The organism is Taibaiella chishuiensis (assembly GCF_003014535.1).
Lineage (GTDB): Bacteria > Bacteroidota > Bacteroidia > Chitinophagales > Chitinophagaceae > Taibaiella > Taibaiella chishuiensis.
Genome location: NZ_PYGD01000003.1, coordinates 37,346 through 58,731, shown reverse-complemented (window position 1 = coordinate 58,731; position 21,386 = coordinate 37,346). Strand labels below are relative to the sequence as shown.

The 21,386-nt window shown below is 50.7% G+C and carries 19 protein-coding genes; 8 read left to right on the top strand and 11 right to left on the bottom strand.

The window, feature by feature from the left end; genetic code table 11:
- Window positions 1–17: 17 nt before the first annotated feature.
- The 9 genes from B0I18_RS10505 to B0I18_RS10465 all read right to left on the bottom strand — a co-directional run bounded on the left by B0I18_RS10505 (window position 18) and on the right by B0I18_RS10465 (window position 10,726).
- Window positions 18–527 carry a DUF4442 domain-containing protein gene (locus B0I18_RS10505; protein WP_181358422.1) on the bottom strand — a complete coding sequence of 170 codons (510 nt, stop codon included), beginning with the start codon at window positions 525–527 and terminating at the stop codon, window positions 18–20.
- Window positions 502–990 (bottom strand): acyl-CoA thioesterase, encoded by a 489-nt coding sequence (locus B0I18_RS10500; RefSeq protein WP_106522664.1) that lies wholly within the window; start codon window positions 988–990, stop codon window positions 502–504. Before B0I18_RS10500 ends, B0I18_RS10505 begins: the two co-directional genes overlap by 26 nt.
- A 65-nt stretch (window positions 991–1,055) precedes the next feature.
- Complete coding sequence (locus B0I18_RS10495; RefSeq protein ID WP_106522663.1) at window positions 1,056–2,396, bottom strand: SGNH/GDSL hydrolase family protein; 1,341 nt, start codon at window positions 2,394–2,396, stop codon at window positions 1,056–1,058.
- 20 nt (window positions 2,397–2,416) lie between these two features.
- A complete protein-coding gene (locus B0I18_RS10490; protein ID WP_106522662.1) occupies window positions 2,417–3,655 on the bottom strand; it encodes an OmpP1/FadL family transporter in 1,239 nt (412 codons plus the stop codon).
- 136 nt (window positions 3,656–3,791) lie between these two features.
- Window positions 3,792–5,588 (bottom strand): acyl-CoA dehydrogenase family protein, encoded by a 1,797-nt coding sequence (locus B0I18_RS10485; protein WP_106522661.1) that lies wholly within the window; start codon window positions 5,586–5,588, stop codon window positions 3,792–3,794.
- A gap of 183 nt (window positions 5,589–5,771) precedes the next feature.
- Entirely contained in the window at window positions 5,772–6,950 is a 1,179-nt protein-coding gene (locus B0I18_RS10480) for an acetyl-CoA C-acyltransferase (protein ID WP_106522660.1), read from the bottom strand.
- A 199-nt stretch (window positions 6,951–7,149) separates the two neighbouring features.
- The gene (locus B0I18_RS10475) at window positions 7,150–7,512 is read right to left on the bottom strand and encodes a four helix bundle protein (protein WP_106522659.1); all 363 of its coding nucleotides are present in this window, start codon (window positions 7,510–7,512) and stop codon (window positions 7,150–7,152) included.
- A 128-nt stretch (window positions 7,513–7,640) separates the two neighbouring features.
- Window positions 7,641–10,019 (bottom strand): 3-hydroxyacyl-CoA dehydrogenase/enoyl-CoA hydratase family protein, encoded by a 2,379-nt coding sequence (locus tag B0I18_RS10470; protein WP_181358421.1) that lies wholly within the window; start codon window positions 10,017–10,019, stop codon window positions 7,641–7,643.
- Window positions 10,020–10,165: 146 nt separating this feature from the next.
- Window positions 10,166–10,726 carry a TetR/AcrR family transcriptional regulator gene (locus tag B0I18_RS10465; protein WP_106522658.1) on the bottom strand — a complete coding sequence of 187 codons (561 nt, stop codon included), beginning with the start codon at window positions 10,724–10,726 and terminating at the stop codon, window positions 10,166–10,168.
- Window positions 10,727–10,980: 254 nt separating this feature from the next.
- On the opposite strand from B0I18_RS10465, the gene B0I18_RS10460 reads away from it, so the two are divergent.
- The 4 genes from B0I18_RS10460 (at window position 10,981) to B0I18_RS10445 (ending at window position 16,266) form a co-directional block, all read left to right on the top strand.
- Window positions 10,981–11,535 (top strand): hypothetical protein, encoded by a 555-nt coding sequence (locus tag B0I18_RS10460; protein WP_106522657.1) that lies wholly within the window; start codon window positions 10,981–10,983, stop codon window positions 11,533–11,535.
- A 53-nt stretch (window positions 11,536–11,588) separates the two neighbouring features.
- On the top strand, window positions 11,589–12,404 hold the full coding sequence (locus B0I18_RS10455; RefSeq protein WP_106522656.1) for a purine-nucleoside phosphorylase: 816 nt from the start codon (window positions 11,589–11,591) through the stop codon (window positions 12,402–12,404).
- 154 nt (window positions 12,405–12,558) lie between these two features.
- The gene (locus B0I18_RS10450; RefSeq protein ID WP_106522655.1) at window positions 12,559–15,573 is read left to right on the top strand and encodes a ligand-binding sensor domain-containing protein; all 3,015 of its coding nucleotides are present in this window, start codon (window positions 12,559–12,561) and stop codon (window positions 15,571–15,573) included.
- A 51-nt stretch (window positions 15,574–15,624) separates the two neighbouring features.
- Complete coding sequence (locus tag B0I18_RS10445; RefSeq protein ID WP_106522654.1) at window positions 15,625–16,266, top strand: response regulator; 642 nt, start codon at window positions 15,625–15,627, stop codon at window positions 16,264–16,266.
- A 10-nt stretch (window positions 16,267–16,276) separates the two neighbouring features.
- Here B0I18_RS10445 and rimM read toward each other — a convergent pair whose 3' ends face one another.
- A complete protein-coding gene (gene rimM, locus B0I18_RS10440; protein WP_106522653.1) occupies window positions 16,277–16,795 on the bottom strand; it encodes a ribosome maturation factor RimM in 519 nt (172 codons plus the stop codon).
- Between the two features lie 169 nt (window positions 16,796–16,964).
- Between rimM and B0I18_RS10435 the strand changes: the two genes are divergently transcribed.
- The 4 genes from B0I18_RS10435 (at window position 16,965) to B0I18_RS10420 (ending at window position 20,953) form a co-directional block, all read left to right on the top strand.
- Entirely contained in the window at window positions 16,965–19,229 is a 2,265-nt protein-coding gene (locus tag B0I18_RS10435; RefSeq protein ID WP_106522652.1) for a penicillin-binding protein 1A, read from the top strand.
- 84 nt (window positions 19,230–19,313) lie between these two features.
- A complete protein-coding gene (locus tag B0I18_RS10430) occupies window positions 19,314–19,508 on the top strand; it encodes a hypothetical protein (protein ID WP_106522651.1) in 195 nt (64 codons plus the stop codon).
- Window positions 19,509–19,605: 97 nt separating this feature from the next.
- Entirely contained in the window at window positions 19,606–20,235 is a 630-nt protein-coding gene (locus B0I18_RS10425; RefSeq protein WP_106522975.1) for a JAB domain-containing protein, read from the top strand.
- Window positions 20,236–20,716: 481 nt separating this feature from the next.
- Entirely contained in the window at window positions 20,717–20,953 is a 237-nt protein-coding gene (locus B0I18_RS10420) for a hypothetical protein (protein ID WP_281257993.1), read from the top strand.
- A 54-nt stretch (window positions 20,954–21,007) separates the two neighbouring features.
- Here B0I18_RS10420 and B0I18_RS10415 read toward each other — a convergent pair whose 3' ends face one another.
- Entirely contained in the window at window positions 21,008–21,220 is a 213-nt protein-coding gene (locus B0I18_RS10415) for a class I lanthipeptide (protein ID WP_106522649.1), read from the bottom strand.
- Window positions 21,221–21,386 lie beyond the last annotated feature (166 nt).

Sequence of the window (21,386 nt, the reverse complement as noted above, 5' to 3'; positions counted from 1 at the left end):
GAATGCCGGAAGCCGCTCTAGGCTTTCAGTTTGACGTTTTTCCAGGCTTTGATCTGCCAGTTAATCAGCCCGGTACAGATATGGTTGCCATCGTTGTCGTACACCTCGATCGGGAACTCTTTAAAGATCGCCTCTGCCGTTTGAAGCGGTGCGATGATCTCCCGTTCGAAATCTGCCGTATCTAATTTAAAAGAAACAGAGACATCCTGTTTGGCCTGGTAGTGATAGGTCATCCCGATTTGCTTCAGGATGATCCGGTATTGTTTGGGATCGAGCTGCAACAACAGGCTGAGGCCCGATACATATTCGCAAAGCGTAGCCAGCAGGCAGGCATGAATACCTTTTATATGGTTTTGATTGGGCCGTATATTTCGGGCGGTGATGGTAATCTCCCCCTCCCGGATACGGCTTACCTTAAGCGCATGCGGTTTGTTGAACGGCACCGTGCGCAACAGGACCATATTCAACAACCAGAGACGGAATGCGGAATGTTGGGCCTTTTTAAATTGTTCCTGTAATCTGTTCATTTTCCTGCGGCTTTGAGGGAGCATTGGGTTCCAGTATAAAATCGGCGGTGCGGGGTACGCGCTCCAGGAACTGCCGGGCGATATCGGCAGGTGGCGCTACCAATTTGCGGCGCTGCATATCGATCCAGGCGCCGTCGACCAGGATACGCGCTGCGACTACATCATCGCTGCGTACGATTTCCTGTACAAACGACCAGCGCGAGCCGTCTTCCCGGCATTTGCTCAGCAGGCAGGTAACCCTTACCGTATCGTTGGGCCTCACTTCGCGCAGGTAAAAAGTCTCCTCCCGGAACAGGATCGGCCCGATATGCTCCTGGTGCAGCACTTCTGGACTCATGCCCACATGTTGCAGCATATCCAGCCGTGCCTGGGCTGCAAAGTCGGCATAGGCGCTATGCCGCAGGTGCATATTGGCGTCGATCTGCGACCATAATACTTTTGTTTCCAGAAAAACGTGTTCCATATCAGCTCAGTTTACAGTACCGGGTGCTGCCGTTTAATAAAGACGGCAGCACCCGGTATAAGGTATTAAGGAAATTTGATGCCGCTGTATTTGTTGATCTCAACAGCAGGGATCGTGGCATGGTACCGCGCATTGATGACGCGCAGCACCTCGTTGGCCACCAGCGCATAACCGCGCGGTGTAAGGTGCACCCCATCGAGCGAGAAAGCGCCGCCGGTTACAAACGCAGGACTGTAGGTTACCCCATCCCAGGTAATACCGGTGCTCAGCGTTTTCAGATAAGTATTGGCATCCATCAGCGCCAGGTTATATTTGGCGGCATTGTCGGCTATAATCCGGTTGAAGGCATCTGTAGCTTCTTTAATATTAGTAATCTCCTTAAGCGTGAGCACATAGCGGGTAGGAATCGGCTTCATACTGCCCCAACCGCCGCATTTAAGCGAATCGCCGGGGGTAGTCAGCAGCACATATTCGCCGGAAAGCATTTTGCGCACACCGCCGGGAGCAGCGGGATCGGCAATAACGAAGTAGTTGGCGCCTTCGGTAAAAGTGATCGGCAGGCCCAATTGCGCGTAAGCGGCATTAAGGCCCTGGGCCTGTGCTGCAGAAAGGTTGAGGCCTTTGGGGTTAATGGTTGTGAAGTAAGGCACGGAGGTAACATCTGGAACATTGATGAGCACGCCGCCTGCGCCTTTGGCCATAAGCTTGTCGATAAGGCCATCGTATATAGCTTTAAACGCAGCCACAGGAGAGATGTCGTTAGCGCCGGTACCGCCTACTACGCCTTCGCCCCCCGATGTGGCATAAGCCAGCACATCGTTGCTACCCAGCCATACACTGTAGAAAGTAGCCGGCTGGGCAAGCGCCACGTCCATAGGACTCTGACCTGACGGATTGCTGTAGAAGCGGGCGGCATACGGGTTAAGCATACCATAACCGGTTACCCCGTAATGGATACATTTGATACCGGGAATACCCAGGTTATTATACGGACCGCCTGCGGCAATATTGGTACCGCTGCCGGCGGTATCGGCCCAGGAGCCGGAATAGAGCACGGGGCCCAGTGAGGTGGTACCCAGGCAATCGGTGCTATAGCCTAATACCCGCTTGGGATAAAAGCCGGCCGCCAATGCTATGGGCCATCCGGATTCACCGGGCAACAGGGGTTGTTTGAACTCGCCGCCGCCTACCAGCTGGAATTGCTGGGCCAGCATATTAGGATAAGAGTTGACCTGTCCGCTGCGGTATAAGGTTCCGTCGGCGAAGCCTGCGGTAAGCGAGTTGCCGATGGCCACATAAACGGAAAAGTTCGCATCTCCTTTACTTGGTGTTTCAGGTTTGATATTCGATTTACAAGCTGCGAAAGACATAGCGGCAGCTGCCAGAAGTAAAAAAGTCCTTTTCATTGTATCAAGTGTTAGGGAGATTAAAAGTTATAGGAGATGCCAAGACCGGGTAACAGGCTCTTGATCTGGTAAGCGCCTTTAAAGTTAGCGGGATCATAAGTCACGTCGCGTTTCGCAGTAGTGGTATAGTTCAGCACAGCCATAATGCTCAGCTTCGGAATGGGCTGGTACGAAGCGCCGCAGGACAGGGTAATACGGTTTGCATCTACCGCATCAGGCGAGAGCAGGTTGTCGCGGGTGGGGGTCGGATCGTAAGCGCCGCCGGCCATTACGGCAAACTGGCCGATCTGGTAATGCCCGCCCAGCCTGAAGGCCACGGTATTTTTATAAGAGCGCGGATCATGTGTATCTTTTAATGCAGCGGTATTTTCTGCAAAATCGAAGCTGAGGGAATCATAGGTTTTCCAACCGGCAAATACCACATCGGCCTGGATGGTCAGGTCGCGTGTAGCTTTGTAGCTGGCGCCTACAGTCAGGATCTCGGGCAACGGCAGTTTTGATTTAAAATCGGTGGCCAGGCCTGCGGGGAAATTGCCTGCTGCCGATTTCGGCACGGTGAACGTAGCGTCGCCGCTGTTCACATCCATTTTCACTTTAGAACGGTAGGAAATACCGAAGTTGAGTTTGTCGGTTGCTTTCAGCTGTACGCCCAGGTTAAAGCCGATGCCGTTGGCATTGCCTTTCAGTTTGGCCTGACCCTCGTTGCCCTGCATATCCATGAGGGGTATGGCTTTGGTAATATCTACCGAACCGATCGCATATACAAACCCCGCGCCCACCGACACGAAGTCGTTGATGCGGTAGCTGACCGTAGGTTGAAAAAAGATACTCTGCAGGGAAATGGTCTGCGTGATATAACGGCCTACCCAGTTATCGTCCCAATGGGCGCTGCTGCCGAAGGGGGTATAAATGCCCAGGCCCACCGCCAGTTTGCTGTCCTTGCTTACCCTGCCGCCTACATACACTGCAAAAGGTGTAGAGGTATGCGAATTGGTCTCGTAGGTATAACCGCCAGTAGGCGCCTGTACATACCTTACGCCCGGGTTGACGAGGTTAACGCTGGCATAAGCCTGGATACCGTCGAGTCTTGCAAGACCGCCGGGATTGAAGAAAATAGCGGAAGCGTCCCAGGGCATCGCTACACCCGAACCGCCCATGGCAGTCTGGCGTATGCCCTGCAAATTAAGTTGAAAACTTCCTGCAAATGCCATGGAGGACACGGCAATGGCCGAAGCGGTAAATAAGCAGATTTTTTTCATTTCCCGATTTTTTAAAGTGAATAATAGAATGCCCGGCCCTTTTAATCATGTTGTGTGCATTGACAAAAATCAAGTCGTCAAAAATTGAGACAAAAAAGAGGAGCGCCGGAACACTCCTGCTTTTTGTCTGGTATGATTAGAAACAGTATTTATTGGCTTCGATCAACCTGGCGGCGATATTGCGGCGCGCCTCGGTGGTATTGAAATCATCAGTCTTGGTAAAGCGCTTCAGCCCCATCATCATCATCCTTTTCTCATCGCCATCGGCAAATGCATTGAGCGCATTGCGGCCTGCGGTATGGATGCGTTGTGCAGCATCGAAGATATAAACCCGCGCCATATCGATCTTGTCTTTGGCTTCGGCTTCACCAATACGGCCCGCCAGTTTTTCTACACGCAGCAGCACCGATTCGCTTACATAGAGTTCGATCAGCATATCGGCCAGGTACATGATCACTTCCTGCTCCTTGCCCAATTGTTGCATCAGCTTCTGCACCGCGCCACCGGCGGTCATCAGGATGGCTTTCTTGAACCCTGAAATATATTTATGCTCTTTGGCAAAAAGACCTTCCTCTTCGCCACCGAAATCAGGAATGCTCATTAGCTCGCCCGCTACTTTCTGTGCAGGGCCCATAAGATCGAGCTCGCCTTTCATGGCGCGTTTCAGCATCATATCTACCGACAGCATCCGGTTGATCTCGTTGGTACCTTCGAAGATACGGTTGATACGGGCATCACGGTAAGAGCGGTCCATAGGCGCCTCGGCGCTATAGCCCATGCCGCCGTATATCTGTACGCCTTCGTCGGTAACATAGTCCAGCACTTCGGAAGCATGTACTTTAATAATCGCCGCTTCGATGGCAAATTGTTCGGTGCCTTTCAGTTTGGCCTGTGCAGCATCCATACCGTCCTCGATCAGCGCTCGCGTAGCATCTTCGATATTCTGACTGGCCCTGTAGGTTGCCGCTTCGGAAGCATAGGTACGGATGGCCTGTTCGGCCAGCTTGTAACGGATCGCACCATATTTGGAGATGGGGCGACCGAACTGTTCCCGTTCGTTGGCGTAGTTCACCGATTTGTTGATCACTTCTTTGGAAGCGCCTATTGCCGCGCCACCCAGCTTGATACGGCCGAGGTTGAGGATATTAACGGCGATCTTAAAACCGTTTTCCCGCGTGGACAACAGGTTTTCTACCGGCACTTTACAATCGTTGAAAAATACCTGGCGCGTGGAGCTGCCTTTGATACCCATTTTATGTTCTTCGGCATTGAGCGATATGCCCTCAAAATCTTTCTCCACGATAAAGGCGCTCAGGTTTTTGTCGTCGTCTATTTTGGCAAATACGGTAAACACATCGGCAAAACCGGCATTGGTGATCCACATCTTCTGCCCGTTAAGGATATAGTGCTTGCCATCGGCAGAGAGCGTCGCCCGGGTCTTACCCGAGTTGGCATCAGAACCTGCGCCGGGTTCGGTAAGACAGTAACAGCCTTTCCACTCGCCGGTAGCCAGCTTGCTTACGTATTTCTTTTTCTGTTCCTCGTTACCGTAGTACAGGATAGGCAGGGTACCGATACCGGTATGGGCCGAAAGCGCCACGGCAAAGGAATGTCCTGCGCCCAGCACTTCGGTGGTGAGCATCGAGGTTACGAAGTCTTTACCCACACCATTGTACTCTTCCGGCACGCTCATCCCTAAGAGGCCCAGCTCGCCCGCCTTATCCAGCAGCGAGGGCATCAGGCCTTCTTCCTGGTCGTCGATGCGTACGAGGTTATTGTCCACATTTTGTTTCAGGAAATCGCGGCACATCTCTGCGATCATGATCTGCTCCTCGTTCCAGTCCTCCGGAATGAAGATATCGTTGGCAGCCACATCCCTGATCAAAAATTCACCGCCTTTAAGGGCTGTTGTTTTTATTGTTTCGGTACTCATTTCGTTAGATATTAGAAGTTAGATTTTAGATGTTAGGTGTTAGATTTTAGATGTTAGACCTTAGGTTTTAGACGTTAGATGTTAGGTGCCGGATACCGGGAGTCAGCTATTGGCTATTAGCTCCTGTATGATGCCCGTCAATAAGTTATCTTACATCTGACATCTAATAGCTAACGTCTCCTTCTACAGCATCTCAAACACACCCGCAGCGCCCTGGCCGGTGCCGACACACATGGTTACGACGCCATATTTCTGTTGCCGGCGTTTGAGCTCGTTCAGGATCTGAACGGTGAGTTTGGCGCCGGTACAACCCAACGGGTGACCTAAGGCAATTGCACCGCCGTTTACATTGATCAGGTCGGGATTCAAACCCAGCTCGCGGATCACGGCCAGCGACTGGGATGCAAAAGCCTCGTTCAGTTCAAACAGGTTGATATCTTCTTTTTTCAGACCGGCCAGCTTTAATGCTTTGGGCACGGCCTCTATAGGTCCGATACCCATAATGCGCGGCGGCACACCGGCCGAAGCATAACTCACCATACGGGCTACCGGGGTCAGGTTGTTTTCTTTCAGGAACTTTTCGCTCACCACCATCACAAAGGCAGCGCCATCGCTGGTTTGCGAGGAGTTGCCGGCCGTAACGCTGCCGCCCGCGGCAAACACGGGTTTCAGTTTGGCCAGGGCCTCAAGCGAGGTATCGGCACGCGGACCTTCGTCGGTATCGACGGTAAAGGAGCGGGTTTTCTTTTTGCCGCAGTTAGCCCCGATATAGGTCTCTTCGATGGTCAGCGGTACGATCTCGTCTTTAAATTTACCGTCGGCAATCGCTTTGATGGCTTTCTGGTGCGATTCATAAGAAAAGCGATCCTGGTCTTCGCGGCTCACGTTGTATTCTTTGGCTACCTGTTCGGCGGTAAGTCCCATATTCCAGTAGTAGTCGGGATGCGCCAATGCCGTGTCGGCATCGGGCACTACACGCCATCCCCCCATCGGGATCAGGCTCATACTTTCGGAACCACCGGCAATGATACAGTCGGCCAGGCCGCTGTGGATCTTGGCTGCAGCGATGGCTATGGTTTCGAGCCCGGAAGCACAGTAACGGTTTACCGTCATGGCCGAAACCTTATCGGTATCGAAACTCATTAAAGAGATAAACCGGGCGAAGTTGAGGCCCTGCTCTGCTTCCGGCATGGCATTACCCACGATCAGGTCGTCTACCTGTTCTGCCCGTACATTGGGCACGGCAGCCATCAGGTGTTTTAATACGTCGGCAGCCAGCACATCAGGACGGGTAAAACGGAAACCGCCGCGGGTGGCCTTGCCTACTGCACTTCTGAAACCGGTTACTATGTATGCGTTCATATTTTTTTGTTTAGGGACCAGGAATAAGATTGTTAGATGTTAGATTGTTAGATGTTAGATATCAGGTGTTAGATATTAGATATCAGATATTAGATATCAGGTACTAGATATCAAATGTTAGACACCCGTTTTTGAGTATTACACTCGCAATAACATGCGTTCTATTTCTAATCCACACTATAATCTTACCAGGTACATTTTATTTAATTCTGTTTTTGACGGTTTGCTTGAATGAATAAATCATCTTTAAAAGCTCTTCGACCTGATCTGACAAAAGACTGTAGACCGAAATATTTATAAAGGCCAGCCTTTGCGCAAGAACAACCTGAGTATATAACTCGTATGCAGACCCTGTTGCCATTCCCAGGAAATGATTCAGCTCCTTATCGGTATTACGGCCAGCGCCTTCTGCTATATTGGAAGCAATTGATACCACAGAGCGTCTCATTTGATTGGTTAAATTATACTGTTCTTCCTTCGGAAAGCAAGCCGTTGTGTTATATACGAACTCGCTTAAGTCAACGGCCTTATGCCATATTTTAAGATCTCTAAGCTTATGCATCTGTAATAATTAAGAAGATGATCCGCGGTCTATTCGTTTGTCTTCTTACGATCTGGCTGCTCCTGTTGATATCAGGTATCAGGTAGCCCAATCTAACGTCTTACATCTGACATCTAACATCCACACCACTAGTTTCTCAACACCTTGCCGCCCGTCAGGATAGACTGGATACGTTCCAGGGTCTTGCGTTCGGTGGTGAGGCTCAGGAAGGCCTGCCGTTCCAGGTCGAGCAGGTATTGCTCGTTTACCTCGGTGGGCTGCGACAAATCGCCGCCGGCCAGTACATAACCCAGCTTCTGCGAGATCTTTACATCATGCTCGCTGATGTAGTTACCGGTCAGCATGGAGTTGGCGCCCAGGTAAGCCAGGCCCAGTGCGGTTTTGCCCAGCACTTTAATATCCTTGCGGTGCGCAGGCTGCGTATATCCGGCATTGGCCAACTCGAGACATTCGGCTTTGGCTTCGGCCAGCAGGCGGTTTTGCGAGATCACTACTTTATCCAGTCCGCGGCGCAGGTAGCCCAGTTCAAAGGCTTCTTCGGCAGAGGTAGAGACTTTGGCCTGGCCTATGGTCAGGAAACGGTCGCGATAGGCATTCAGCGCCACATCGCCCTCGATCAGCGAATCGGAAAGCCGTACGGCAAACTCTTTGGTACCGCCGCCGCCGGGAATAAGGCCTACGCCAAACTCTACCAGGCCGATATAACTTTCGGCATGCGCCACTACCTTATCGGCATGCAGGCACATTTCGCAACCACCGCCCAGGGCCATGGCATGCGGCGCTACCACCACCGGTATGGAGGAATAACGGACGCGCATCATGGTGTTCTGGAACTGGCGTATGGCAAAGTCGAGCTCGTCGTACTCCTGCTCCACAGCCATCATAAAGATCATGCCTACATTGGCGCCGGCACTGAAGTTGGCGCCTTCGTTGGAGATCACAAGTCCTTTGTAATCCTTTTCTGCAAGGTCGATGGCTTTATTGATCCCTTCCAGTACTTCACCGCCGATACTGTTCATTTTGGTATGGAACTCCAGGTTCAGGATACCATCGCCGATATCGGTAATGGTGGTACCGCTGTTTTTCCATACCGTCTGGCTTTCGCGGATATTATCCAGCAGGATAAACTCTTCGGTACCGGGTATCACTTTATAGGATTTGGAAGGAATATCGTAGTACAGGCGTTTGCCGTTTTCTATTTTATAAAAAGAGGTATGGGCTGCAGCCAGCATGTCGTATACCCACTGTGCCGGCTTATTGCCTGCGGCTTCCATAGCTTTAAGCGTGGCTTCCACACCCAGGGCGTCCCAGGTATCGAATGGCCCGAGCTCCCAGCCATAGCCCGCTTTGATCGCATCGTCGATCTTGTACAGTTCGTCGGATATTTCGGGTATGCGGTTGCTCGAGTAGGCAAACAGCGGGAAGAGTGTGGCACGGTAAAAATCGCCGGCTTTATCTTTCGCCGCGATCAGCATTTTAAGGCGCTGCCGCAGGTCATCTACCGGTTTGGTGGCTTCGAGCGCTGCAAACTTCACCTTCTGCGATGGTTTATATTCGAGGGTCTTCAGGTCGAGGGCATGGATCTCGCTTTTGCCGCCTTCGCCTTTTACCTTTTTAAAGAAGCCTTGTTCTGTTTTACTACCCAGCCATTTATTTTCGATCATCTTATTCACAAAGTCCGGTACCTTCAGCGATGCTTTGGCTTCATCACCGGGTACGTTTTCGACCAGGCTGTTGGCCACCAGCGCCAGGGTATCGATACCCACTACATCCGCCGTACGGAAGGTAGCCGATTTAGGCCGGCCTACTACGGGACCGGTCAGCTTATCCACTTCTTCAACAGTCATACCTGTTTGCTCCACATACTGCAGCAGGCTCATCATACTGAACACCCCGATACGGTTGCCGATAAAGGCCGGTGTATCCTTGGCCTGTACAGTGGTTTTACCCAGGTATTTTTCGCCGTAATGCATCAGGAAGCTGATCACTTCCTCTGCAGTATCGGTCGTAGGGATAATTTCAAGCAGTTTTAAGTAACGCGGGGGATTGAAAAAGTGGGTACCGCAGAAGTGTTTGCGGAAATCTTCGCTGCGGCCTTCGGCCATCAGGTGGATGGGAATGCCGGAAGTGTTGGAGGTAATCAGCGAACCCGGTTTGCGGTGTTGCTCTACATTGGCGAACACCTGCTTTTTGATATCGAGACGTTCTATCACCACTTCGATCACCCAGTCGCAATCTTTGATCAGGTGCAGGTCGTCGTCGAAGTTGCCGGTGCGTATGCGGCTGGCAAATTTTTTACTGTAGATCGGCGAGGGGTTGGATTTAAGCGCAAATGCCAGCGCATCGTTCACGATCTTGTTTCTTGCTTTGGGATCGTCTGCAGGTGCATCCTTGGGAACGATGTCCAGCAGCAATACTTCGAGCCCGATATTGGCGAAATGGCAGGCGATACGGCTTCCCATAACCCCCGAACCCAATACGGCAACTTTTTTGATTAGTCGGTTCATAATTCTGATATAAGATTTGCGATTCAACTGCCGGTATCAGGATAGCCGGCCGTTTGCTCGATCCAGGTACTAATTTGATTTATGTTGAAGATTTAATTAACGCGGTCTTATTGCTTATTGCTTCCCGTACTGTTCCCGGCCTGCGGTCAGGCACATATGGCATCCCAGGCGGCCTCGTAAAATTTCTGCCGGGCGCCCTTCTTATTCAAATCCGTCTTGTGTGCGAGATGCAGTTTTACGATCGTATTCATCGGTCCGTGGATGAGGGATAACAAAATTGCATCCGGAATGTTCCGGATAATACCGGCTGTTTTTCCTTCGCGCATCATTTTGTAGATGGGCAGCAGCAGCAGGAAGTTTTCATCCTGGTTTTCCTTAAATAAAAAGGGGGCATAGGTGTACTGTTCCACGAAGCTGAAATTGTCGGGCTGGTCGAGGTAGAAGTCGATGGCCTTGCTCATCATTTCAAAAAAATTCTCTTTTACCGTTTTACTGTCATCGTAGCCTTCCAGCACCTGTTGGTTGAATTCTGCAACGATCATGGCATACAATGCATTGATCAGGTCTTCTTTGCCTTTAAAGTACAGGTAGATCGTGCCCGCAGCCACACCGGCTTCCTGGGCGATTTTTTTCATATTAAGATGGTAGAACCCTTCGCGGTTCACCAGCTTAAGCACACTCTTGAGAATAGCCTCCCGTTTGTCCATATAGCAATATTAAGCAAAAAAATGAATGAACGTTCATTTTAGATATTTTTTTTAGTGAGCTGACACTCACCGCTTTTTTACCGGTAATTAACAAGGCGCAGACCGCACCAAGCGGCGGTTACGGCCGTTCAGGACAAAGCATATAGCAGGTTGTACGAATGTGTAAAACTAATCCTGTGTTCATTTGCTTATTCCCTGCAGGATAAATATTTTCGCCCTGTCATTTGTAAAGCTAACCCACTGACACCGGCGCCATGAAGCCCATATCCATAAAAGAAGACCTGATCCGGGATTTCCAGGAACAGAAACAAGTTATCCGGGAACAGATCGCACTGATCGATCCCCTGGCCGCATCGTTGCGCAAACCGGCAGCCAAACGCCTGTTCCATGCCGGCTTTTTGATATTTATGGAAATTATCGCCTGGTTGTTGTTCCTGGGCTGTATTGCCGTCATTCTTTTTCAAAGCAAACTCTACCCGCTTTACCAGTTGAACCAGATGTTGCATGATACCTCGATGAGCGGGAAATACCGGTTGTATGACCTGGAAATGCTGAACTGGGCAGTAAAAGGCCTGCTGATCCTGGCGGCCCTGCTGTTCGTGGTCATTGCCCGTATGCTGGCGCAGATCAGGCAAAAAAACGGGGTGCTGCATCTTGCCGGCAAGAATATGAAGATCCTGGTGGAGCAGCACCTGCAGAGAAAAGCGACTATGGAAACGATGGAACAGCGCTACCCGCTCGACCTGCCCACCCATACCGATACCGTAATCCTGCCTTCCCAAAAACCGCACGACGATACCTTGCTCTGATCAATCATTTTATTTCTACTTTTGCACCACTTTTCAAACAAGCTATAGTATCAATGTTATTTGAACGCATCCAGGAGACAGCATCCTATATTCAATCAAAGATAAAAGGACAGCCGGTCGCCGGCATTATATTAGGCAGCGGGCTGGGTTACCTGGCCGGACTGATCGAAAAAGAAGTGGAAATTCCGTATTCCGAGATCCCTAATTTCCCGCAAAGCACTGTGGAAGGCCATGCCGGCACCCTGATATTCGGTACCCTGGGCGGTAAATATGTGATGATGATGGCCGGTCGCTTCCATTATTACGAAGGATACGATATGAGCGTGGTAACCTTCCCGGTAAGGGTAATGAAAGCGCTGGGCGTAAGCACCCTGCTTGTTTCCAATGCCGCGGGCGGTATGACGCCGGGCTTTAAGGTCGGCGATATCATGCTGATCAAAGATCATATCAACCAGTTCCCGGAGCATCCGCTACGCGGCCCCAACGATGAGCGCCTGGGCACCCGCTTCCCGGATATGAGCGAACCGTATAGCCTGGAGCTCCTGCAAAGAGCCCATACCATAGCCCGCGATCTGAAAATACCGGTACAGGAAGGCGTATATATCGGTCTGCAGGGCCCCACCTTCGAAACCCGTGCCGAATACAACTGGCTGCACATAATCGGCGGCGATGCGGTAGGTATGAGCACCGTACCCGAAGTGATCGTAGCCATACACGGCGGTATGAAAGTACTGGCTGCCAGCATCATTACCGACCTGGGTATCCGCGACGAACTCAACGTCATTACGCATGAAGAGGTATTGCAGGCGGCAAACAGCGCTGCGCCCAAACTGGCGGCCATTTTTACTGAAGTGGTACGTAGTCTCTGATTATCACAACCTTGTCTCTATAAGATCTGCAAAAGCAGGGCACTACATATTTGTGTCCTGCTTTTTTTAATTTATATGTATTATCTTGACGGCCGCTTTATGCTGCCGGCGCGCAACCAAATCCCGAAAATGCCCGGCTGCTCCTAAGATATTAATGACCGGAATACACGACACAGTCAATGCCCACATACCCCTGCTACGGCGAACCCTCCTGATCGTTCTGCTGCTGGTACTGCTGGTGCCCGTATACAGCAATGCCCGCGCGACGCTGTACGATGGCAAGGACGGACTGAGCAGTAACGTGATCAATTGCATGGTAAGGGATGAGCGCGGCATGATGTGGATCGGCACACAGAACGGGCTGAATATCTACGACGGGTATACCTTTTCAAAGATCGAGGGCGCCTTATCGTCGCTTAATATAAACGAACTGGTGGCAAGTGCCTCGGGCAAAGAGTTGTGGGTAGGCACAGCCCAGGGACTTTACCTGGTCAACCTCCATACCTTTACCACTACGCGTTGTACCCTGGATAACGGTAAGGATGCGCCCTGGACCCAGGGCAATGCCAGCGGCCTCTGCCTCGATGCCACGGGCAACCAGCTTTACAGCAGCTTTTCCGGAGGTTATGTAGTGGCCGTCAAAGGCAGCAGGATAACCCGGATCGGCCGCATGGCGGATACCGTCCGTAATATATCCTTTATCGTTAACCGTGATGCGGGCAACCTCCTGGTAAGCAATGGCGATGTGTATACCCTGGACCTCAAAACAGGCCATAGCCGGTATATCGAAGAGCTGAGAAAGCTGGCGCCCTTTACCGCTATATCCCGCTCGGGCGATACCCTGAGCCTGAACGGCTACGCCTCGGGGCTTAACCTGTTTCATATCAAGACCCTGCAATTGCTTACACCGGCCGCATTGCGCAGGCAGAATAACGGCTTTCCTTTTTACATACGCGGTGGCCGGCTGGCCGGCAATAAACTGTACCTGGCCGGCAGCAACTATTCCTTCTTTATTTACGACCTGCAGCAGGAAAGTTATATCGATGCCTCGCGTAAATACCCCGACCTCTTCGAGGGCAAGGTATACCGTAATATGTTTCTCGACGAACGTAATATTGCCTGGATCGCCACCAATAAAGGCCTGATCAAACTGGAGGAAAGACCCGCGCTTTTCGAAAGAGTATTGTATAACCTGCCCGAACGCGTCAGTACGCGCAATATGATCGAAGACCGCTGGGGCGATATCTATATTGCTTCTTACTCCGGCCTGTATCAATATGTAAAAGCCGAACAACGATGGCGCGTTTATAACGGCAACACCATGCCGCATAGCCCGCAGGCGCCCGATATACCCTATCCCCAGAGCCTGCTCGAAGACAGTTCGGGCAACTATATCTATGTCGGTTCGGAATATGCGAAGCTGGTGGTGTTCAACAAACAGAAAAAGGTATACGAACACCTGAACTGTACCGAGATGGGCGGGGAAAAGGTGCGCAACATCCTGAACATCGAACGGGACCGGCTCGGCCATATCTGGCTGGCATGCGACAATGGCCTGGCCAGCTACGACCCGGTAAAAAATGTGATCCGGCTGCACAAGCAGGATGCCTTCGACATCGGCAATGCCGGCGCCCGGGTAATCTGCGCCGATCCGCAGCAAAACCTTATTTACGTGGGCACCTCGGCTGGCCTGTTTATTATCGATATACAAACCGGCATCCGCAAACACCTGACTACAGAGTCTGTACCGGCGCTTACCAGCAACAACATCATGTTTATTGATGTAGACGCCGCCGGCAACCTGTGGATCGGCACCAATGGCGGCGGTATTAATGTCATTTCGCCCGACGGCAAACAGAGCCGGTATATATTAAAGCAAAACGGACTGAGCAGCGAGATCGTGTACAGTATGTTGCGGGAAGACGACAATACCGTATGGGTAGGCACCTTTAACGGCCTGGCCCGCTACCGCGTCAAACAGGGATTGTTTAATTTCTTTTTTGAAGAAGACGGGCTTTGTTCCAACGAATTCAATCACAACTCTTACCTGAAGGCCCGCGATGGCAAAATGTATTTTGGCAGCATCAACGGTGTCACTACCTTTTACCCCCAGCAGATCGGCTATCCCAGGGCATTCCGGATTTTCGTATCCGGCATGTCGCGCTGGAACGAGAAAAGCCAGTCAGTATACCTCTCCCGCAAAGAGGTCGACCCCGGCGAGGTGATCCAGAAAAAACCTTCCGACCTCCTGCTGGAGCTGCATTTCGGCTGTACCGACTATTCCGATCCGCTGCGCAATACCTTTACCTACCGCATTGAGCACCTGTCCGACAACTGGATATCGCTCGACGACAAACATACGCTCAACCTCGGCGGCCTGCCTTATGGCGAGTATACGATAGAGGTAAGGGCCACCAATGCCCAGGGCCTGCCATCGGTCAATACCCTGGTATTCCAGGTACAGGTTGTACAGCCCTTTTACAAAACCTGGTGGTTCTACCTGCTCCTGCTGTTATGCCTGGGTGGTGTATTTTACGCCATTTACCTGTTGCAATACCAAAGCCTCAAAAACCTGCACCAGCTGCGCCTGCGCATCTCCAGCAACCTGCATGATGATGTCGGCAGCTTGCTTACACGCATTACCATGGTGTCAGAAAACCTGCGTTATGGCAGGAATACAGAAGCGCAGCGCAATGCCAAACTGGACAAGATCGCCTCGCTGAGCCGTGCTGCCGTGGCCTCTATGAGCGATGTGCTCTGGACCATAGACTCGCGCAACGACTTTGCAGGCAACCTGCTCGACCGCATGCGCGAGCATGCAGAGGAGATGCTGTTCCCGCTTGGAATCGATGTAAATTTCGTAATTTCAGGCACAGACCTGAAAAGGTCGGTGGCGGCACATATCAGGCGGGATATCTACCTGCTTTTTAAAGAAGCGATCAATAATATTGCGCGGCACAGCAAGGCCGACCGCGTCGACATCATTTACCGGATCAATGAAAAAGGATTTTACCTGAGCATTACCAATAACGGTACGCCCGAAACCGGCAGCAGCGATATTTCTACCGGGCAGGGCCTCAGCAATATCCGCATGAGGGCCCGCAAAGCCGGCGCCAGCGTAAGCATCGACCGTAAAGACGACCTGTTTATTATTGAAGTACACAAATAACGACCGCCGGTTTGGCGTTTTTAGCCGGCATAACCTTTTAATTGCAGTACAATGACAACCGAAAAGAAAATTACCGTAGCCATTATTGAGGATGTAGAAGATATCCGGGTAAACCTTAAAGAATACCTGGAGGCGCAGGAGGATATAAGCGCTGTAATGGCTGCCGCCAGTATGGAAGAATTCTTCGAGAAGGGCAGCATGGTATCGCCGCCGGACGTTGTACTGAGCGATATCGGGTTGCCCGGCATGAACGGCATCGAAGGCATTAAAAACATCCGCAGCCTGTTTCCCGATACCGATATCATTATGCTTACCGTATTCAGCGACAGCGACAAAATCTTCCAGTCCATATGCGCGGGCGCCACGGGTTATGCGCTCAAAGGCACGCCCATGCCCGAAATCCACAAAGCCATCATGGAGATCAAGGCCGGGGGCAGTTATATGTCGCCCTCTATTGCACGCAAAGTGATGGACTTTTTTGTACCTGAAAAAAAATTCCGTTCCGACGGCCTTACCCCCAAGGAGAAACAGATCGTAGAAGCGCTGACCGAAGGGCTGAGCTATAAGCTGATTGCCGCCAAGCTCAACCTCTCGATGGATACCGTACGCTTCCATATCAAAAATACCTACCGCAAATTACAGGTCAACAGCAAGGCCGAGGTGATCAGCAAGGCGTACCGGGGCGAGATCTGATCCCCTCCGCTTAGCCCAGGTAAACATCCAGCAAGCCTTCGGGCAGATCGACGGTAATAGCCCTGCGCGCGCCGTCGATCGCTACTATGGTGGCATCGATCAGGGGCACGATTACTTCCTTGTCTTTATAGCGGACGGTAGCCAGCACCTGTCCCGGCGTTTCGAACAGGTCTTCGATCGTACCCAGCAGGCCCGCCTTTTTATCGGTAACGCTGAAGCCGATCATATTTACTGTAGCGCCCTTGGGCTTCATTTGGGCATAACGTTCCTCTTCGATATAGATATTTTTGCCGGTCAGGTTTTTAGCGGCCTCTACGGTATGTACATCGTCGAGGCGCAGCAGGATCTCGTCTTCGGTCATACCCTTTTTCTCTTCGATAAAATAAGGGATATAACTTTCGCGCCTTACCTCGACAAAAATGTGCGGTATATTGCGGAAAGCATTCTTATTGCCCAGGTTATGCCGGATCAGCAATGTGCCGTCGAGGCCATGCGTTGTAGATATCCTTCCTATGCTGACATATTCCATGCGTTGTTTTCAGATTTTAAGCTGCAAAGATAACCTTCCCGTTTTGTTAAAACTTAACCCCTCTCCCTGCTTCCCACCGATTTTCTTTGTCATAGTGCAAAAAAATCGGTTTTTTTACAGTCTGGTTCGGCCTGTTCGGCCCTGCCAGATCACACATACTTAATATTTTATGTCAAGGGCAGCAAAAATCTTATGGCGTCTTTTCTTTGGTGGGCTGGCGTTTTTTATCCTCTTAATCGTAGCTATTAATTTTGGCCTGGTCGGCGAAATGCCTTCCCTCAAAGAGCTGGAGAATCCTACCAGCGCCATTGCCACAGAAGTATATGCTTCCGACGGTAGCCTCCTCGGTAAGTATTACATCATGAACCGTTCCAATTCCAAACACTCCGAAATATCGCCTAATGTATTTAATGCACTGGTCGCTACCGAAGACGAACGGTTTAAAGAGCACTCCGGCATCGATGGCAAAGCCGTAATGCGCGCAGTATTCCTGCTGGGCTCCAAAGGGGGCGGCAGTACCATTACCCAGCAATTGGCCAAGAACCTGTTTCCCCGCGAGAATGCCAATTTCTTTACCCTGCCGGTCATTAAACTGAAAGAATGGGTAATGGCCATCAAACTGGAAAAGAACCTGACCAAGGACGAGATCATCACCCTCTACCTCAATACCGTACCCTTTGGCGACAATACCTATGGTATCAAAAATGCAGCGCTCACCTTCTTCAACAAAACACCCGATAAGCTGAGCGTAGACGAAGCAGCGGTACTGGTGGGCATGCTGAAAGGCAATACCCTGTATAACCCGCGCCGTAACCCCGAGCGCGCCCAGGAGCGGCGCAATACCGTTATGGACAAAATGGTGGAGAATAATTTCCTTTCTCCCTCCGAAGCATCTGAATTGAAGCAGAAGCCGCTTACCCTTAATTACAAAAAGCTGGACAACCACGAAGGCCCTGCGCCTTACTTCCGCCAGGTAGTAGAACTGGAAGTGAAGAAATGGTGCAAACAGCATGAAAAAGAGAACGGCGATAAATACGACCTGTATAAAGACGGGCTGAAGATTTATACCACCATCGATCCGCGTATGCAGCGGTATGCCGAAGAGGCTGTAGCCCAGCATATGAAAGACCTGCAGGGCGCCTTTGTGGCACAACCGCAGATCAAGAACGGCACCATATGGCTGAAAGGCAAGCCCAAAGAGGCTTTAAAAAGTATGATCCAGCGTTCTGAGCGGTACCTCACCCTTAAAGATGCGGGCTTAAGCGAGGATGAGATCATGAAAAACTTCAACACGCCTACCCGGCTCAAAGTATTTACCTGGAATACCAAGGACCATAGCCTGGACACGGTAATGTCGCCGCTCGACTCGCTCAAATATATGCGGGCCTTCCTGCAGGCCGGTTTTATGGCCATGGATCCTTATACCGGCGAGGTAAAGGCCTGGGTGGGCGGTATCCAGCATACCTATTTCCAATACGACCACGTCAACATCAGCACCAAAAGGCAGGTGGGTTCTACCATCAAGCCCCTGTTGTATTGCCTTGCCGTCGACAATGGCTACTCGCCCTGCAGTTCGGTAAGCACCGCGCCGCAGCAATTTGCAGGCCAGGCCAAGCCTTATAATGCGGGCGGCTCCAAGTATGGCGCCATGTCGATGAAGTCGGCGCTGGCCCTCTCGGTCAACAACGCCTCGTTGTACCTGCTCAACCAGGTAGGTATTAATGCCTTTATCGACTTTGCCCACCGTTGCGGCATCAGCAGTAATATCGAACAGGTGCCCTCCATCGCGCTGGGTGTGTCCGACATTTCGCTGTACGAAATGCTCTGGGCCTATACCATGTTCCCCAACCGCGGTATCAATACCCAGCCTGTCTTTATTGCGAAGATCGAAGACAAGAACGGTAACCTGCTGCAAAACTTCGTGCCGGTGCAGAAAGAGATCATCAATGCGCAGACGGCTTATAAAATGGTATTGATGATGCAGGGCGTAACCGAGATCGGTACGGCCAAAAGGCTGCGTTACCGTTATGGCCTGAGCGGCGATATGGCGGGTAAAACGGGTACGACCAATAACCAGGCCGATGCGTGGTTTATGGGTTATACGCCACAATTGCTGGCGGGCGCCTGGGTAGGTTGCGACGACCGCTTCCTGCGCTTCAGCAGCACGGGCCAGGGCCAGGGCGCTGCGGCAGCGCTGCCTATATGGGCTTACTTCTTTAAAAAAGTACTGGGCGATAAAAAGACCGGTATTACCTCCGATGCCAAGTTTGTGGCGCCTGCCGACTTCAACAACTGCGGCGATATGGGCGGCGGTGGCGGCGCTTATTACGACGATCCGAACGCCATACCATCGGCAACGGATAGCGCCGGCAACCCCATCAAACGCGACGATACCTCCGAACCACTGGAAGAGATACCCCCTACCGAATGGTAATACAAATAAATTTTCTATAACGACAAAAGCCGCTCTCCGAGCGGCTTTGTCGCTTTAAACAAACCACTCCATACCTTCAGGACAATGGTACCCGAACAAAAGAAAACACTACTGCTGTCTGCAGCTGCCGTGATGCTATTGAGTGCACCCTTATTATCCGCCTTTGCATTTACAACAACGATGGGGCATCCGCTCAGTACCTACTGTTTGTACTTTACCTTTGCACTCATTCTTCTTGCCGGTGTCTTTTTAGTGATCGCATTAAAAATAAAAACATAATGATACCAGTACCCGGCGTTTTGGTTGTAAATGCTTAAGATCTATAAATGAAAAGCGCACAGCATATGATTTGTACAATATACATATCTTTGGATTTATGAACGTAAAGCTGAATAGGGGCCAGAAAATACAGGTATTGAATGCCGGCGATATTTACAGCATCATGCAGCAAATCCTGCTGCGTGAAAATAAAATAGGCCGCGACAAAGAACACTTCTGGCTGGTATGCCTTAACAGCAGCAACCGCATCCTGATGATAGAACTGATAAGCCTGGGTTCTGCTAAAAGCACGGTGATAGACCCCATGGATGTATTCAGTTTTGCCCTTCAAAAAAGAGCGATAAAACTGATTATGGTACACAATCATCCCAGCGGCGACCTCCAGCCCTCCGCTGCCGATATAGACATTACCGAACGGATGTACGCTATAGGCCAGTTTATTAAAATGCCCATACTCGATCACCTCATCATATCGCCCAAAGCCTGCTACAGCTTTAAGGAAGCCGGTATGATGGATAAAATTGCTACGGAGAAAAAGTACGACCTCACCTTTGGCGAACTGGATAAGCTGAATGCGCAATTGAAAAAGGCCGAAAAAGAAAAGGCCGCTGCGGAGCAGAAAGCTAAAATTGAAATGGCAAAGCAAATGTTAGCGGAAGGTTTGTCGATGGAACAAGTAATAAGAATTTCAGGATTAACGAAACGCGAAGTCGAAAAACTGAAATAGTTTTACACCGGCCTGCGGGTGGCTGCACGATCTGATTGCGGCATTTCCGGTCATCACGCTGCCTAACGAATCATCTTATCAGCAACATCTATTGCCAAACCGGTGCAAACATTAAGTTTATTTAGTAAATTTAAACAATGAAAACCTTGGGGATAATACGAAAAAGCAGGGCGTCTGAGGATCTTTTAGCACGCCTGTAAGATTCGCAGGTCGGCAAGCTGCAGTATGTAGCTCTACGGGCATCCAAAACTGCGGTATCCCGCGCGAGGCTGCATCAGCGTTTTATAACCTACCTGAAAGATGGTTGGGTTATACGCGAATTGCCCAACGGCAAAAAGATCAGGATCGAAAAAATAGTGCCAAACACAAAAAAGCGAACTCCGGGTGCAAGATTCCGCCTCACCTAAAAAGAGGATGCGTGTATTCGCGGGTCCTAATGGTTCAGGAAAAAGTACCATGATCAACGAAATACGGAGCAGAGATTACCATCGTCAATGTGCAGGGCAAACCCGTAATGACTAAAATGATTACGGACAAAACCCGGAAACAATGCACCCCGGATATTACAAGACTGGCGCCAGGTATGTATATGCCAAATCTTGTAGCCGATGCCAAAATTATCGTAAGCCGGAAATTCGTGGTAGAAATAGCAGGGTCAGACCCGGCACATCATAAACGAGGGCGGTTCCTGTTGCAGGAACCGCCCTCGTTGGTATAAAGCAACATGCCCGGTACAGGACCGGGCATGTTTTTTTTATCGTACAATGCCCTATTACTGCGATATGCCGCCGCAAGTAGGCACATTGCAGTAGGTATCGCATACCGATGCACGACAGGTAACCGTGATCGGCCGGATACAGATCTGGCACAGAGTATCTGCAGACTGCACACCGCCGACTACTCCCTGCTGTGTATTTGTTGTCAATTCAGAAATGACTTCTTTGCTCAGCGTAAGTTTCTTTAAAACAATTTGTTTCTTTTTCATAAAATAAAAGTTTTAGATAATTAAGACCTCATGGCCCTGAACAAAATACGTGCTTACCAAAGAGATAAGCTAACACCGGTTCACCATCAGGCAGCCCGGGCTTACCATAGTGCGCCCCCGGCAAACAGCTATGCAGCCGCCGCCCCCGCTGGCACATGCGCCAGCG

What these genes read in the sequence shown, in the direction of transcription:
- B0I18_RS10505 (WP_181358422.1), bottom strand. Translation starts at nt 527, where the DNA reads ATGAACAGATTACAGGAACAATTTAAAAAGGCCCAACATTCCGCATTC.
- B0I18_RS10500 (WP_106522664.1), bottom strand. Translation starts at nt 990, where the DNA reads ATGGAACACGTTTTTCTGGAAACAAAAGTATTATGGTCGCAGATCGAC.
- B0I18_RS10495 (WP_106522663.1), bottom strand. Translation starts at nt 2,396, where the DNA reads ATGAAAAGGACTTTTTTACTTCTGGCAGCTGCCGCTATGTCTTTCGCA.
- B0I18_RS10490 (WP_106522662.1), bottom strand. Translation starts at nt 3,655, where the DNA reads ATGAAAAAAATCTGCTTATTTACCGCTTCGGCCATTGCCGTGTCCTCC.
- B0I18_RS10485 (WP_106522661.1), bottom strand. Translation starts at nt 5,588, where the DNA reads ATGAGTACCGAAACAATAAAAACAACAGCCCTTAAAGGCGGTGAATTT.
- B0I18_RS10480 (WP_106522660.1), bottom strand. Translation starts at nt 6,950, where the DNA reads ATGAACGCATACATAGTAACCGGTTTCAGAAGTGCAGTAGGCAAGGCC.
- B0I18_RS10475 (WP_106522659.1), bottom strand. Translation starts at nt 7,512, where the DNA reads ATGCATAAGCTTAGAGATCTTAAAATATGGCATAAGGCCGTTGACTTA.
- B0I18_RS10470 (WP_181358421.1), bottom strand. Translation starts at nt 10,019, where the DNA reads ATGAACCGACTAATCAAAAAAGTTGCCGTATTGGGTTCGGGGGTTATG.
- B0I18_RS10465 (WP_106522658.1), bottom strand. Translation starts at nt 10,726, where the DNA reads ATGGACAAACGGGAGGCTATTCTCAAGAGTGTGCTTAAGCTGGTGAAC.
- B0I18_RS10460 (WP_106522657.1), top strand. Translation starts at nt 10,981, where the DNA reads ATGAAGCCCATATCCATAAAAGAAGACCTGATCCGGGATTTCCAGGAA.
- B0I18_RS10455 (WP_106522656.1), top strand. Translation starts at nt 11,589, where the DNA reads ATGTTATTTGAACGCATCCAGGAGACAGCATCCTATATTCAATCAAAG.
- B0I18_RS10450 (WP_106522655.1), top strand. Translation starts at nt 12,559, where the DNA reads ATGACCGGAATACACGACACAGTCAATGCCCACATACCCCTGCTACGG.
- B0I18_RS10445 (WP_106522654.1), top strand. Translation starts at nt 15,625, where the DNA reads ATGACAACCGAAAAGAAAATTACCGTAGCCATTATTGAGGATGTAGAA.
- rimM (WP_106522653.1), bottom strand. Translation starts at nt 16,795, where the DNA reads ATGGAATATGTCAGCATAGGAAGGATATCTACAACGCATGGCCTCGAC.
- B0I18_RS10435 (WP_106522652.1), top strand. Translation starts at nt 16,965, where the DNA reads ATGTCAAGGGCAGCAAAAATCTTATGGCGTCTTTTCTTTGGTGGGCTG.
- B0I18_RS10430 (WP_106522651.1), top strand. Translation starts at nt 19,314, where the DNA reads ATGGTACCCGAACAAAAGAAAACACTACTGCTGTCTGCAGCTGCCGTG.
- B0I18_RS10425 (WP_106522975.1), top strand. Translation starts at nt 19,606, where the DNA reads ATGAACGTAAAGCTGAATAGGGGCCAGAAAATACAGGTATTGAATGCC.
- B0I18_RS10415 (WP_106522649.1), bottom strand. Translation starts at nt 21,220, where the DNA reads ATGAAAAAGAAACAAATTGTTTTAAAGAAACTTACGCTGAGCAAAGAA.